This is a genomic window from Phytohabitans aurantiacus, from assembly GCF_027923225.1.
Classification (GTDB): domain Bacteria; phylum Actinomycetota; class Actinomycetes; order Mycobacteriales; family Micromonosporaceae; genus Phytohabitans; species Phytohabitans aurantiacus.
Genome location: NZ_BSDI01000032.1, coordinates 186,428 through 201,023, shown reverse-complemented (window position 1 = coordinate 201,023; position 14,596 = coordinate 186,428). Strand labels below are relative to the sequence as shown.

Annotated in this window: 9 protein-coding genes; 6 read left to right on the top strand and 3 right to left on the bottom strand. The window is 68.6% G+C overall.

The window, feature by feature from the left end; all coding sequences use genetic code 11:
- Positions 1 to 57: 57 nt before the first annotated feature.
- Entirely contained in the window at positions 58 to 1,386 is a 1,329-nt protein-coding gene (locus QMG73_RS28720) for a BTAD domain-containing putative transcriptional regulator (protein WP_281900778.1), read from the top strand.
- A 67-nt stretch (positions 1,387 to 1,453) separates the two neighbouring features.
- Positions 1,454 to 4,204 (top strand): beta-L-arabinofuranosidase domain-containing protein, encoded by a 2,751-nt coding sequence (locus QMG73_RS28715; protein ID WP_281900776.1) that lies wholly within the window; start codon positions 1,454 to 1,456, stop codon positions 4,202 to 4,204.
- On the opposite strand, the gene QMG73_RS28710 is transcribed toward QMG73_RS28715, so the two are convergent.
- Genes QMG73_RS28710 through QMG73_RS28700 form a run of 3 tightly spaced genes read right to left on the bottom strand, consistent with a single transcriptional unit; the run spans position 4,198 to position 9,597 of the window.
- Positions 4,198 to 7,056: a glycoside hydrolase family 2 TIM barrel-domain containing protein gene (locus QMG73_RS28710; protein WP_281900773.1), complete on the bottom strand. Its 2,859-nt coding sequence runs from the start codon at positions 7,054 to 7,056 to the stop codon at positions 4,198 to 4,200. The genes QMG73_RS28715 and QMG73_RS28710 overlap by 7 nt on opposite strands.
- A gap of 47 nt (positions 7,057 to 7,103) precedes the next feature.
- The gene (locus QMG73_RS28705) at positions 7,104 to 8,528 is read right to left on the bottom strand and encodes a family 43 glycosylhydrolase (protein ID WP_281900771.1); all 1,425 of its coding nucleotides are present in this window, start codon (positions 8,526 to 8,528) and stop codon (positions 7,104 to 7,106) included.
- Between the two features lie 55 nt (positions 8,529 to 8,583).
- Positions 8,584 to 9,597 (bottom strand): LacI family DNA-binding transcriptional regulator, encoded by a 1,014-nt coding sequence (locus QMG73_RS28700; RefSeq protein WP_281900769.1) that lies wholly within the window; start codon positions 9,595 to 9,597, stop codon positions 8,584 to 8,586.
- A 383-nt stretch (positions 9,598 to 9,980) separates the two neighbouring features.
- Here QMG73_RS28700 and QMG73_RS28695 point away from each other — a divergent pair, with 383 nt between their 5' ends.
- The 4 genes from QMG73_RS28695 (at position 9,981) to yjfF (ending at position 14,589) form a co-directional block, all read left to right on the top strand.
- Entirely contained in the window at positions 9,981 to 10,949 is a 969-nt protein-coding gene (locus QMG73_RS28695; protein WP_281900879.1) for an ABC transporter substrate-binding protein, read from the top strand.
- A 93-nt stretch (positions 10,950 to 11,042) separates the two neighbouring features.
- Positions 11,043 to 12,542 carry a sugar ABC transporter ATP-binding protein gene (locus QMG73_RS28690; RefSeq protein WP_281900877.1) on the top strand — a complete coding sequence of 500 codons (1,500 nt, stop codon included), beginning with the start codon at positions 11,043 to 11,045 and terminating at the stop codon, positions 12,540 to 12,542.
- On the top strand, positions 12,539 to 13,606 hold the full coding sequence (locus QMG73_RS28685; RefSeq protein ID WP_281900768.1) for an ABC transporter permease: 1,068 nt from the start codon (positions 12,539 to 12,541) through the stop codon (positions 13,604 to 13,606). Before QMG73_RS28690 ends, QMG73_RS28685 begins: the two co-directional genes overlap by 4 nt.
- Entirely contained in the window at positions 13,603 to 14,589 is a 987-nt protein-coding gene (yjfF, locus tag QMG73_RS28680) for a galactofuranose ABC transporter, permease protein YjfF (protein WP_281900765.1), read from the top strand. The genes QMG73_RS28685 and yjfF overlap by 4 nt, the downstream gene beginning before the upstream one ends.
- The last annotated feature ends 7 nt before the right edge of the window (positions 14,590 to 14,596 follow it).

Genomic DNA, 14,596 nt, shown 5'->3' with positions numbered 1-14,596 from the left:
ATGGCGGAAGTCTCATCGAGGCGGCTCACCACGGGCTCACCATGCAACCATTTCGGCATGGAGTTCCAACTGCTCGGGCCGTTCGAGGCGCGGCACGAGGGGCGGCCCGTCCCGGTCGGCCTGCGGCGCCAGGAGCGCCGCCTGCTGGCGATCCTGCTGCTCGAAGCCGGCCACGCGGTCGCCATCGACCGGCTGGTCGACCTGGTGTGGGACGGCGACCCGCCAGCCAGCGCCCGGGGCACCCTGCACACGTACGTCAACCGGCTGCGCGCCGCGCTCACCCCGTACGGCGTCGACGTCGAGACCCGCGGCGACGCCTACGCGGTCGACGCGGGCGGCCACACCGTCGACGCGGCGCGCTTCACCGAGCTGGCACGCCGCGCGGCCACGGCTACCGACCCCGCCGTGCGCGTGGAGTTGGGCACCGAGGCGCTCGGGCTGTGGCGCGGGCCGCTGCTCGCCGGCCTAGCCGGCGACGGCTTGCGCCGCCGCGTCGGCACCGGCCTCGAAGACCTGCGCCTCACGACCGCCGAGCTCTGCGCGCAGGTCCAGCTCGATATGGGGTACCACGACCGCGTCATCGCCGTCCTGATGGAACTCGCCGAGGCGTACCCCACGCGGGAAGGGCTCGTCGCGAGCGTGATGACCGCGCTGTACCGGGCCGCCCGCCAGGCCGACGCGCTGCGCCTCTACGAGCTGGCGTACAAGGCGCTCGCCGGCGAGTTGGGCGTGGAGCCCGGCGTGGAGCTGGAGACGGTGCACCAGCGCATCCTGAGCGGTGACCCGCGGCTGGAGCGGCCGGCGGCGCCGGTGTACGCGGTGCGGGTCCGCGAGGTCTGGCTGCCGTGGAGCGTGGGCGGCCACCCCGCTCTGGACTTCTGCAACACGTACGCGGGTTGGGGCGGTGAACGGATGCCCGGGGCGGAGTGGCTCCGTGGCTATCCGGCGCTCGCCGTGTGGGCCGGCTACCAGGATCTCGTCGACGACGCCTCGGTGAACCGCCTGCTCGACGAGGCGCGGCTCGATCCGCTGGGCGCGTCAGCGGTCCTCGACGAGGCTCGGGCGCTCCGCGCTGACCTGTACTCGTGCCTCACCGACCCGGACGACACCGCCGCATTCGCCGCGGTGGCCCGATGCGTCGAGGCGGCGGCGCGGATGTCGGTGTACGAGCGTGGCCCGGACGGGTTGGGGCGCTGGCGCCTGTCTCGCGAGGCCGGCCTGCGCGCGCCGTTGTACGCCGCTGCGCGCAGCGCGGGCGACCTGCTGGCCGATCCCCGGAGATGGTCGGTGTGCGCGTGCCCGAGCCCGCGCTGCGGCTGGCTTTTCATCGACCACAGTGGACAGCGCCGCTGGTGCAGCCTCGCCACCTGCGGCCCGAGGTCTTGACGTAACCGACCCAGCGGTTAAGGATATGTTTCAGACCGTGGGTGTTAACGTTAACAGAGGGGCCGACATGGCACTCCCCCGCCGCCACTTCCTTCGCAACGCCTCACTCATCGCGGCGGCACCCGCGATCGGTGCGTCTATCGGCAACCCAGCGTCAGCCGCCACGCCGGCAGCCTGGAGCGTCCGGCCGTTCGCGCTCAAGGACGTCTCGCTCGGCGATGGTCTCTTCGCCGACAAGCGCCGCCTGATGCTCGACTTCGGCCGCGGATACGACGTCGACCGGATGCTCCAGGTCTTTCGCGCCAACGCCGGACTGTCCACACTGGGCGCCGTCGCTCCCGGCGGCTGGGAGGGGCTCGACGGCGAGGCGAACGGCAACCTGCGCGGCCACTTCACCGGCCACTTCCTCACCATGCTCTCGCAGGCGTACGGCAGCACGGGCGAGGCGGTCTTCGCCGACCGCATCCGGTACATGGTGGGTGCCCTCGTCGACGTCCGCGAGGCGCTGCGGCGGCCGCCCGCCGTGCTGAGCGTCCCGGGCCGGTTCGGCACGGCGGTCGAGAACGCGCGGGGCTCCTACCAGTACGTGGATTTGCCGGCGACGGCGCTCGGTGGCGCCGCGGCGATCACCATCGCCGCGTGGGTCAAACCGGCGCACGGCGGCAACTGGGCGAGGGTCTTCGACTTCGGCAACAACACCACGCGATACCTGTACCTGGCGGCCCGCAACGGCAGCGGCGTGCCGCGATTCGCCATCACCACCACCGGGCCGGGCGGCGAGCAGGGCATCAACGGCACGGCACCGCTGCCGCTGGGCCAGTGGAGCCACATCGCGGTCACGATCGCGGGCGGCACCGGCACCCTGTACGTCAATGGCATCGCGGTCGGTGCGAACACCGGGATGACGCTCAGCCCCGCCGCGCTCGGCACGCTGACCAACAACTGGCTCGGCCGGTCGAACTTCTCCGGTGATCCGGTCTTCGCCGGCGCCTTCGACGAGGTGAACGTCTGGTCCCGCGCGCTGAGCGCCGCTGAGGTGGCCGCCCTGCAGATCGCGCCGGCGACCGGTGACCTGGCCTCGTGGGCGTTCGACGAGACCACCGGCGGCACGTTCACCGACGCGTCCGGGCGCGGGCAGCACGCGACGCTGCGCCGCACCTGGGGCGGGCCGAGCCACCCCGGCTTCCTCGCGGCGTACCCGGAGACGCAGTTCATCACGCTGGAGTCGATGACGAGCGGCAACTACACGGTGGTGTGGGCGCCGTACTACACGGCACACAAGATCCTGCGCGGGCTGCTCGACGCGTACCTGAACACCGGTGACGAGCGGGCGCTCGACCTCGCGAGCGGCATGTGCGACTGGATGTACTCGCGCCTGTCCGTCCTGCCGCAGAGCACGCGCCAGCGGATGTGGGGCATCTTCTCCAGCGGTGAGTTCGGCGGCATCGTCGAGGCGATCTGTGACCTGCACGCGGTCACCGGCAAGGCCGAGCACCTGGCGCTGGCTCGCCTCTTCGACCTCGACCGGCTCATCGACTCCTGCGTCGCCGGTCAGGACATCCTCGACGGCATGCACGCCAACCAGCACATCCCGATCCTGACCGGGCTGGTGCGGTTGCACGACGAGACCGGCGAGGAGCGGTACCTGACCGCGGCGAAGAACTTCTGGCGCATGGTGGTGCCGACCCGGATGTACGGCATCGGCGGCACCAGTACCGTCGAGTTCTGGCGGGCGCCGGGCGTCATCGCCGGCACGCTCAGCGACACCAACGCGGAGACCTGCTGCGCGTACAACATGTTGAAGCTCAGCCGGATGCTGTTCTTCCACGAGCAGGACCCGAAATACATGGACTACTACGAGCGGGCGCTCTACAACCAGGTACTCGGCTCCAAACAGGACCGTCCGGATGCCGAGAAGCCGCTCGTCACCTACTTCATCGGGCTGGTGCCCGGGCACGTGCGCGACTACACGCCGAAGCAGGGCACCACGTGCTGCGAGGGCACCGGCATGGAGAGCGCGACGAAGTACCAGGACTCGGTGTACTTCGAGAGCGAAAACGGGTTGTACGTCAACCTTTTCAGTCCGTCCACAGTGACCTGGCGCGGCGTCACGGTCACCCAGAGCACCAGCTTCCCGTTCGAGCAGGGCACCACGCTGACCGTGCGCGGCAAGGCGGCGTTCGACCTGCACCTGCGGGTGCCGAGTTGGGCGCGCGACGGGTTCGAGGTGACCGTCAACGACCGCGTACTGACCCGGGTCCCGGTGCCCGGCACGTACTTCACGATCTCGCGCACGTGGCGAGACGGCGACACCGTGCGCGTGCGGATGCCGTTCCGGCTGCGGGTGGAGCGGGCGCTCGACGATCCGACCACGCAGACGCTCTTCTACGGCCCCATCAACCTCGTCGGGCGGGACGCTCGCACCACGTACCTGCCGGTCGCCCTGTATCCCACCGCGGCGCTGAGCGGCGATCTGGCCGGCGCGCTCACACCCGTACCCGACAAGCCGCTGCACTTCACGGTCGGCGGCATCGAGTTCGCGCCGTTCTTCGAGGGCACCGAGGATCCCACCCACGCGTACGTCGAGCGGGTCGAGCCGCGGGTGGTCTTCGCCGGGCTGGACTCGGGAGTGGCCAACCCGGCACGCGCCGACGGCACCACGCTGCTCGACGACGTGTGGGCCGACGCCCCGTTCCGCACCCACCACGCCCTGATCGTGCGCGTAAAGGCCGTGGTCGAGGCGTGGCAGGCGCTGGGCGCCCTGACAGAGCAGGACGCCCAGCGCATACTCAACACCGCCCGCCGCGCCGCCTACTGAGGCTCGAAGGCGAGGGTTAGTGATGCGGGGGCTGCCGTCAGCTGGTGTTGGGGGAGGACGCCGGGGCCGCACGACGCGGTGCCGATGCCGTTCTGCGCGACGTCCAGGTTGACGTACAGCCGGTCGCGGCGCACCAGATCCGTCGGGTGCGTCGCGGCCGCCAGATCCTCGCTGGTCCACGGCCGCACCGTCAGGTCGAAGTGCGGCGCGCCCGTGATGCGAAGCCCCGCGACCTCCGCCCAGCGCACCTCGCGGCGGTTGCCGTTCTCCTGCGGGTACACGTAAGGGGTCTGCAGCTCGTCGACCGTGTGCGTGTACGTGCCGACGCGTACGGCGGCCGTGGTGTCCCCGTACGCCTCGCCGGGGCCGAGCCCGAACCACGTGACCGTGTCCACAGTGTCCGGCTCCAGTGTGGTCGGCAGCGACATCCGCAACCCCAGGCGAGGCAACGGAACCTGCCATGGACCGACCGGCTCGGTGTCGAGCCTGAGCCAGAGCTGCCCGCCGGCGGTCCACCACGTGTACGTGGCGAGGATGCCGAGATCGGTGCCGGCCGGGGCGACCCGGGTGCGAACTGTCAGGCCCTCGGCGCCCGGCTCGACGGCGAGAACGGCGTGCTCCAGCCGGTGCAGGCCGATCTCGCGCCAGGCGGTGGCCATGACGCTTCCCTCGCCCCAGCCGCGCAGGTCGTTGTCGGTCGGCGCCCGCCACAGGTCGAGCCTGGGCCCCTCGACGTCGAGGTCCCCGATGCGCGAGAGCGTGCCGGTGACCCGCTCGAAGACCGCCGGCCCCACCACGATGTGGTCACCGTCCACAGTGGCACTCGCCGCTGGTGCCGGTGGCGTCACCGCGACCGGAGTGCCCGCCTGACCCCAGGCGATCTCGTGCCCCGCAGGTGCCCACGGCTCGTCCTTGGCGAGGGTCGCGCTGACCGTGACCCAGTCGGTGCCCGTGTAGGGCAGGTCGACGGTCACACTCTCCCCCGGTGCCAGGATGGGCACGTCGAGCTCGCCCTCGGCACCGTCCAGGGCACGCCACGAGAACGACAGGTGGCCGGTGTCCACGAAGTCGTACCCGTTGCGCACGCGCACGGTCCGCCCGTCCGGATCCACCTCGATCCGGACCGGCTCGATGACCTTCTTGAACTCGATCAGGCCGGGCGAGGGCGTGCGGTCCGGGAAGACGAGCCCGTCGGCGACGAAGTTGCCGTCGTGCAGTACCTCGCCGAAGTCGCCGCCGTATCCGTAGAACTCCCGCCCGTCGGCGGTCTTCGTGCGTACGCCGTGGTCGATCCACTCCCACACGAAGCCGCCCTGGCACCGCGGGTACTCCTCGAACAGGCGCTGGTACTCGCTGAGGCCACCGGGTCCGTTGCCCATCGCGTGGGCGTACTCGCAAAGAATGAACGGAAGGCCGCGCCTGTGCGCGTCGGCCTCGGGGTCCTTCGTGGGCTCTTCCGTGCCCTGCCCGATCAGCTCGACCTCGGCGTGGCTCGCGTACATGCGGCTGTAGACGTCGACGTACGTGCTGTTCCAGTCGCCCTCGTAGTGGATGGGACGGTCGGGATCGCGGGTGCGCGCCCACTCCGACATCGCGGCGAGGTTGGCGCCGGTGCCGCACTCGTTGCCGAGCGACCACATGATGACGCTGGCGTGGTTCTTGTCGCGTTCCACCATCCGCGCCATGCGGTCGAGGCAGGCGTCCAGCCACTGTGGATCGTCGACCGGGTTGTCCCGCCAGCCCACCATGTGGAAACCGTGCGTCTCCAGGTCACACTCGTCGACGACCCACAGCCCGTACTCGTCACACAGGTCCAGAAACTCGGCGCTGGGCGGGTAGTGGCTGGTGCGGACGGCGTTGATGTTGTGCCGCTTCATCAGCAGGATGTCGCGCAGCATCGTCTCGCGGCTCAGCGTCCGGCCGTGGTCGGGATCCCACTCGTGCCGGTTCACGCCGCGCAGCAGCAGGCGCTGGCCGTTCACCTTCAGCAGGCCGTCTTCGACGACCACCCGGCGGAACCCGATCCGCACCGGCACGCGCTCGCCGCCGGCGACAAGTTCGCCGTCGTACAGGTGCGGCGCCTCCGCGGTCCACGGCGTGACCCGCTCGATGACGTGCGGTCCGGCGGGGTCGGCGTCGTGCAGGCCCAGGGCCGGCACGCTCAGTCGGGCCGGCGCGTCCGTCTCCACGCGGAGCGTGCCCTGACCGGTGATGTGGTCGTAGTCGGCGTGCACGAAGAAGTCGTCGAGGGCGCCATCGGGGCGGCACAGCACCCGGACGGTCCGGAAGATGCCCGACAGCCACCACATGTCCTGGTCTTCGAGGTAGCTGGCCGCCGACCACTGGTGTACGCGCAGCGCCAGCACGTTGCGGCCCGGCCGCAGCACACCGGTCACGTCGAACTCGGTGGGCAGCCGGCTGCCCTTGCCGTCGCCGAGGAGCTCACCGTTCAGCCATACCGCGAAGCACGAGTCGACGCCCTCGAAGCGCAGCACGCGCCGGCCAGCCGGCCAGCCGTCCGGGAGCGTGAACTCGCGGCGGTACTCGCCGGTCGGGTTCGCGTCCGGCACGCGCGGCGGGTCGATCGGAAACGGATAGACGACGTTCGTGTACGCGGGCGCGCCGTATCCGTGCATCTGCCAGCACGACGGCACGTCGAGCAGGTCCCAGCCGGCGTCGTCGAAGTCCGGCGCCTCGAAACCGTCGGTCGCGTCGGCGAGGCGGGCGGCGAGCCGGAACCGCCATTCGCCGTCGAGGTCGACGGTGGGTGCGTCGGAGCGGAACCAGGCGCGCGGCTGGCGGCGCCCGTTGCCGGGGGCGGGACTGGAGACGTACGCGTGCGAGTTGATCACGAGAAAAGCCTAGCCCAGCCCCAGCCCACGGCCTCGGGGTCCAGCCGCTATTCCAGGATGTAGGTGGCGTCCGCGCGGTCGGTCGCGGTGCTCACCGGCTGGACGTACATGAGGCTGTTGGAGTGCCGGATGTACCGCCCAGCGAAGTTGTACGACTCGAACGACACCGCGGCGGAGTCAGCGAGCCCCGCGCGGCGGTAGAACGTCGCGTCGTTGCGGAAGAGCGTCGAGCCGTCGCTGCGCTCGACATACAGCTCGTAGTTCCGGTGGCGCAGGAAGTAACCGGGGTAGTTGGTCGACTCCAGCGACACCGTGCCGCTGCCGGTCAGCCCGGTCACGATCCGGAACTGCGAGTCGGCGAGCACGGTCACGTTGGGGTCGAGCCGGGCCCGGAAGTTCCAGTGCCGGATGAAGCGGTCCGTGACGTTGTACGACCTGAGCCGGTACGGCGTCACGCCGTCCGCGACCGGGATGCCGAAGTTGGGCGTACCGTCGGCGTTCCAGTAGAGCTTTTGCAGCCGCGTGCGCCGGTTGGGGTCGTTGAGCGGGTCGCCGGAGATGTCCCGGTAACTGCGATCGTGGTAGACGAGGATGTCGCTCTGCCCGTCTTCGGAGACCGTGAACGAGTTGTGTCCCGGCCCGTACTGGCTGGTGTTCGCGTTGCTGGCGAAGACCGGCTGCGCGCTCTTGGTCCACGACGACGGATTCATGAGGTTGCTGGTCGCTGACGCGGTCAGCAGGCCGATGCAGTAGTTCGCGTCGGTGGCGCTGGCCGAATACGCCATGAACACGCGCCCGTTGCGCTGGATCACGGCGGGGCCCTCGTTCACCCGGTGGCCGATGGTCTCCCACGAGAGCGTCGGCACGGAGATGCGCGCCGGTGTGCCCGAGATCGTCCACGGGTTCGACAGGGGCGCGAGGTACAGGTTGGTGCCGCTGCCCACCGCCGGGTCGTTCTGTGCCCAGCTCAAGTAGCGTGTTCCATTGTGGACGAAAGTGGTGGCGTCGAGGGAGAATGTGTTGAGCGGCAACGCGATCCGGCCCTTTTCGGTCCAGGTACCGGTCAGCGGGTTCGCGCTCGTGTTCTCCAGGACGTACGGGCGGATGGCCCACACGTCGTCGGTACGCCCGGCGGCGAAGTAGATGTACCACCGGCTGTTGATGTAGTGGATTTCCGGTGCCCAGATGTGCGCACCCATCTCGCCGCTGGTGTGCCTTCGCCAGATGACCGTCTCGGCGGCGCTGGCGAGGCCCTGGAGGGTGGTGGCCCGGCGCATCACGATGCGGTCGTACTCGGGAGCGGTCGCGGTGAAGTAGTAGAACCCGTCGGTGTGCTTGACGATGTGCGGGTCGGCCCGCTGAGCGATCAGCGAATTGGTGTATTGCACTCCGGGTGAAGCCTGCGCCGGCCCGGTGCCGACCAGCATGGTGGTCAGCATAACGAGCACGGCGATCGACGCGAATCTGCGCACTGACGCCTCCGGTGGTTGTTAGCGTTCACACGACCAGCCCGTGCCGTTGGTTTCCTCATCTACCCGTGCTTTCCCGCACCACCAGTTCCGGTGGGAACCGCATGTGCTGCTGGGTACGCACACCAGCCGTGATCTGCTCGACGAGCAGCTCCAGGCTGGCGCGCCCGAGCGCCGCGAAATCCTGCTGCACCGTGGTCAACGGCGGCAGCAGGTACGCCGCCTCGGGTATGTCGTCGAACCCCACGACGCTCACCTCGGTCGGCACGTCGCGCCCCGCCTCGTGCAGGGCCCGGAGCGCACCGAGCGCCATCTGATCGTTGCCGCAGAAGATCGCGGTGACGTTCGGATCGGACGCGAGCATGCGCGCCGCCTCGTAGCCGGAACGCGAACTCCAGTCGCCGGAGAGCACCGGCGCCTCCGGAGCCCCGACCTGCCGCAAGGTGGTGCGCCAACCGGTCACCCGTTCCCGGGTCTCGGGCCACTCGGGTGGACCGGAGATGTGGTGGACCGTGGCGTGGCCCAGGTCGACGAGGTGCTTGGTGGCCATCGCCGCGCCAGCGATGTTGTCGACACTCACCATGGGCACGCCCATGGCCTCACCGACGCCGATGCCGACGAGCGGGATGTCGGCCGGCACGCGTGCCAGCGCGGCCAGTGCCGAATCCATCGGCGCCACCGTGATGATGCCTTCCACCGCCTGCTCGCGCAGCCGGTTGATGGCGTTCGCGACCGAACCCTCGTCGAGCGAGCGAGCACTCGCGACGCTGACGAAGTATCCGGCGTCGCGGGCGGCACGCTCTATCGCGTACACAGTGGACGATGGACCGACGAGGGTGGTGTCGAACGTGACCAGCCCGAGCGTGTGCGACCTGTTGGTCACCAGCGCCCGGGCGGCCGAGTTGCGGCGGTAGTCCAGCTCCTCCATGGCGCGCAGGACACGTTCGCGGGTCTCGCTGCGCACGCTGGGATGCTCGTTGAGCACTCGCGACACGGTCTGATGCGAGACGCCGGCCAGCCGGGCGACATCCATCATCACCGGCTTGCCGCGCACTCGGCGCTCGCCGGTCATGAGCACCTCCCCCAACTCCGGCCGGTTACGAATGTGTGGTGGCAGTGTTAACGCTCACACCTCTGGACGTCAAGTGGCGATCTAAATCGATCGGTACCGAAGTCTTCCACGGGCCCACCCGGCACATCACAATTAAGTGAAGCCCTTGACGAGGTGCCACGTGAGCGTTAACACTCTCGCAAACACCACGTCACGCAACCGAAGCGCAGGGCCACCCCGACCCCGATCGCATCGTCATGGCATGCCGAGAACGTACGCGTCCAGAGGCTGAACCCATCCCCTGAAGGAGGCTTCCGACTTCCAGCGGATGTTAGCGCTAACAGTGACGAGTGGTAATGATGCTATCCCGATGAGGAGAGTGCGCAGTGCTCAGAAAGATATCCATGGTCATCGCCGCCGGCCTGCTCGCGGCGCCCCTGGCCGCCTGCGGCGGTGACGACTCCGGCAGCGGCAGCGATTCGGGCTCGGGCAGCGACAAGATCGTTCTGGGCTTCTCCCAGGTCGGCGCCGAGAGTGGTTGGCGTACCGCCAACACCAAGTCGATCCAGGACTCCGCCAAGGAGGCCGGCATCGAGCTGAAGTTCTCCGACGCGCAGCAGAAGCAGGAGAACCAGATCAAGGCGATCCGCTCCTACATCCAGCAGAAGGTCGACATCATCGCCTTCTCGCCGGTCGTGGAGTCGGGCTGGGACACGGTCCTCAAGGAGGCCAAGGACGCCAAGATCCCGGTGATCCTGACGGACCGCGCGGTCGACTCGACCGACACGTCGCTTTACAAGACCTTCATCGGCTCCGACTTCGTCGAAGAGGGCAAGAAGGCCGGCGACTGGCTGGTCAAGGAGTACACCGGCAAGACCGAGACGGTGAACATCGTCGAGCTCCAGGGCACCACCGGTTCCGCCCCGGCGAACGACCGCAAGAAGGGCTTCGGCGACGTCATCGCGGCCGACCCGAAGTTCAAGGTCATCGCCTCGCAGACCGGTGACTTCACGCGAGCCAAGGGCAAGGAGGTCATGGAGGCCTTCCTGAAGGCCAACCCGGACATCGACGTGCTCTACGCGCACAACGACGACATGGGCCTGGGCGCGATCGAGGCCATCGAGGGCGCGGGCAAGAAGCCGGGTGTCGACATCAAGATCATCACGGTCGACGCGGTGAAGGACGGCATGCAGGCGCTGGCCGACGGCAAGATCAACTACATCGTCGAGTGCAGCCCGCTGCTTGGCCCACAGCTGATGGACCTGGTGGAGAAGGTGCACGCGGGCGAGACGGTTCCCGCTCGGGTGGTCACCGAGGAGACCACGTTCACGCAGGAGCAGGCCAAGGCGGTTCTGCCCAGCCGGCAGTACTGACACCTGATCTTTAAGGCCTGGTAGTCGACCCGAGGTCGACTACCAGGCCATCCAGGGGAAAGGCGAGCACGAGTGAGTACAGCCATCTTGACGATGACGGGGATCAGCAAGGAGTTCCCCGGCGTCAAGGCGCTCAGCGACGTCGACTTCCGGCTGCTCCCGGGCGAGGTGCACGCCCTGATGGGCGAAAACGGCGCCGGCAAGTCGACGCTGATCAAGGTGTTGACCGGGGTCTACGACATCGACCAGGGGCAGACCACCCTGGACGGCACGGATGTGCGGTTCAGCGGGCCGCTCCAGGCCCAGCAGGCCGGCATCAGCACCGTGTACCAGGAGGTCAACCTCTGCCCGAACCTCTCGGTCGCGGAGAACATCTTCATCGGCCGCGAGCCACGGCGGTTCGGCATGATCCACTGGTCGCAGATGGAGAAGCGGGCAGACGCGCTGCTCGAACGGCTCCAGCTCGACATCGACGTCTCGGCACCGCTGAGCACGTACTCCCTCGCCGTACAGCAGATGGTCGCCATCGCCCGCGCGATCGACATCTCGGCCAAGGTGCTGATCCTCGACGAGCCCACGTCGAGCCTCGACGCCAGCGAGGTCGAGCAGCTCTTCCGGGTCATGCGCCAGCTCAAGGAGGAAGGCGTCGCGATCCTCTTCGTGACCCACTTCCTCGACCAGGTCTTCAGCATCTCCGACCGGATCACCGTGCTGCGCAACGGCCGGCTGGTCGGCGAGTACGTCACCCGCGAGCTCACGCTCATCGACCTCGTCGGGAAGATGATCGGCAAGGAGCTGGAGGTTCTGGAGCAGCTCGAAGAGCAGCCCAAGCCCGCGCTCGCCGCGCTGGAGCGGGGCCAGCCCCTGATCGAGGCGCAGGATCTCGGCCGCAAGGGCGCCGTATCGCCGTTCAGCCTCACCATCCACAAGGGAGAGGTGGTCGGCCTCGCGGGCCTGCTGGGCTCCGGACGCACCGAGGTGGCCCGGCTCATCTACGGCGCCGACAAGGCCGACAACGGCCAGTTGCTGGTCGACGGCAAGCCGGTGGCGATGCGCGGCCCGCGGTCCGCGATGGGTCACGACATCGCGTTCTGCTCCGAAAACCGCCGCACCGAAGGCCTCATCGAAGAGCTCACCGTCCGCGAAAACATCATCCTCGCCATGCAGGCGGTCCGCGGCTGGACGCGGCCGATCCCCCGGCGGCGGCAGGACGAGCTCGTCGACAAGTACATCAAGGCGCTCGACATCAGGCCCGCGAATCCGGAGGCCGTCGTGCGCAACCTCTCCGGCGGAAACCAGCAGAAGGTACTGCTGGCGCGCTGGCTGATCACCGAGCCGCAGCTGCTCATCCTCGACGAGCCCACCCGCGGCATCGACATCGGCGCCAAGGCCGAGATCCAGCGCCTCGTCGCGGCCCTGTCCGATGGCGGGATGGCGGTGCTGTTCGTCTCGGCGGAGCTGGAAGAGGTACTCCGGCTCAGCCACAAGATCGCAGTACTGCGCGACCGGCACCTCATCGCCGAGTTGGCGAACGACGACGAGGTGGACGCCGACCGCATCATGGAGACCATCGCGAGTGGAGCACGGGCATGACCACCATCACCAGGCTTGCCAAGTACCGGCTGTTCTGGCCGGTCGCCATCCTGGTCGTCCTCCTGCTGAGCAACCTGATCTTCACGCCGAGCTTCTTCAAGATCGAGGTGCGTGACGGTCACCTGTACGGCAGCCTGATCGACATTCTCCGCTTCGGCGCGCCGCTGATCCTGGTGGCGCTCGGCATGACGCTGGTGATCGCCACCGGAGGCATCGACCTGTCAGTGGGTTCGGTGGTCGCGATCTGCGGTGCGCTCGCCTGCTGGCGGATCAGCGAGCAGGGCGACCAGAACAGCGTCGGCGGCGTACTCGTGGCCGTCGTCATGGCGCTGGGGCTCGCGCTCCTTCTCGGTCTCTGGAACGGCTTCCTGGTGGCTGGCATCGGCATCCAGCCGATCATCGCGACGCTCATCCTGATGGTCGCCGGCCGAGGGCTGGCCCAGCTCATCACCGATGGGCAGATCATCACGATCAACAGCTCGCCGTACAAGGAGATCGGCGCCGGCTACCTGCTCACGTTCCCGGTTCCGGTGCTCATCGCCATCGTCGTGATCGTGGTTTCGGTCCTGCTCACCCGGCGCACCGCCCTCGGCATGCTCGTCGAGTCGGTCGGTGGCAACGCCGAGGCCAGCCGGCTCGCCGGCATCCGGTCACGGCGGATCAAGCTGATGGCGTACGTGTTCGCCGCCCTCTGCGCGGGCATCGCCGGCCTGATGATCAGCTCGAACGTCTCCAGCGCCGACGGCAACAACGCCGGCCTCTGGTATGAGTTGGACGCGATCCTCGCGGTGGTCATCGGCGGCACCCTGCTGACCGGCGGCCGGTTCTCGATCGGCGGCACCGTGATCGGCGCCCTGATCATCCAGACGCTCACCACGACCATCTACACGATCGGCGTACCGCCCGAGACCACGCTCCTGGTCAAGGCGCTCGTGGTCACGATCGTCTGCCTCGTCCAGTCGCCGTCCTTCCGCGAGAAGGTCTTCAAGGGCCGCCGGCAACGACCACCGACGCCCACCGCGCCGACCTCGGACGCGCCGACGAAGGTGGAGGTGCCGGCATGACCACGCTGTCCCAGGTACGGTCCCGGATCTCCTGGCCCAACCAGAAGTACCTGCCAGTGCTGGCCACGCTCAGCCTGCTGGCGCTCATGTACGGCGTCGGCGCGGCGAACTACGAGGCGTTCGGCGACGCGCAGGTGGTGCTCAACGTCTTCATCGACAACGGGTTCCTGCTCGTCGTCGCGGTAGGCATGACGTTCGTGATCCTGACCGGCGGCATCGACCTGTCGGTCGGCTCGGTGGTCGCTCTCACCACCATGCTCTCCGCGTCGCTGCTGCAAGACCGCGGCTGGCCCGCGTTCGTGGTGCTGCCGCTCGTGCTGCTCGTCGGTTCGGCGCTCGGGTTCGGCATGGGCTGCATCATCCACTACTTCGACATCCAGCCGTTCATCGTCACGCTCGCCGGGATGTTCCTCGCCCGCGGGCTCTGCTACACGATCGGCACCTCGTCGATCCCGATCGACGACCCGTTCTGGGTATCGATGGCGCAGTCACGCATCCGGTTCGGTGATTACTTCGTCTCGCCGAGCGTCGTCATAGCGCTCGTCGTGGTGCTGATCGCCGCGTTCGTGCTCGCGTACACGCGGCTCGGCCGCAACACGTACGCGATCGGCGGCAACCCGCGGTCGGCGCTGCTGATGGGCCTGCCGGTCGCACGCACCAAAATCGCCGTCTACACGATCAGCGGCTTCTGCTCCGCCCTCGGCGGCGTGCTGCTCAGCTTCTACATGCTGTCCGGCTACGGCCTGCACGCGGTGGGCATGGAGCTCGACGCGATCGCCGCGGTGGTCATCGGCGGCACGCTGCTGACCGGTGGCTCAGGCTACGTGCTCGGCACGCTGTTGGGCGTCATGGTGCTGGGCGTCATCCAGACCCTCATCACGTTCGACGGCCGTCTCAGCAGCTGGTGGACCAAGATCGTCATCGGCGCCCTGCTGTTCGTCTTCATCCTGCTCCAGCGCGTCATCACCGCACGCAAGCGTTAATCCCTTT

Excerpts from the sequence above, each read along its gene's own strand:
- QMG73_RS28715 (WP_281900776.1), top strand. The coding sequence starts at position 1,454 with ATGGCACTCCCCCGCCGCCACTTCCTTCGCAACGCCTCACTCATCGCG.
- QMG73_RS28695 (WP_281900879.1), top strand. The coding sequence starts at position 9,981 with ATGGTCATCGCCGCCGGCCTGCTCGCGGCGCCCCTGGCCGCCTGCGGC.
- yjfF (WP_281900765.1), top strand. The coding sequence starts at position 13,603 with ATGACCACGCTGTCCCAGGTACGGTCCCGGATCTCCTGGCCCAACCAG.
- QMG73_RS28700 (WP_281900769.1), bottom strand. The coding sequence starts at position 9,597 with ATGACCGGCGAGCGCCGAGTGCGCGGCAAGCCGGTGATGATGGATGTC.
- QMG73_RS28685 (WP_281900768.1), top strand. The coding sequence starts at position 12,539 with ATGACCACCATCACCAGGCTTGCCAAGTACCGGCTGTTCTGGCCGGTC.
- QMG73_RS28720 (WP_281900778.1), top strand. The coding sequence starts at position 58 with ATGGAGTTCCAACTGCTCGGGCCGTTCGAGGCGCGGCACGAGGGGCGG.
- QMG73_RS28690 (WP_281900877.1), top strand. The coding sequence starts at position 11,043 with ATGACGGGGATCAGCAAGGAGTTCCCCGGCGTCAAGGCGCTCAGCGAC.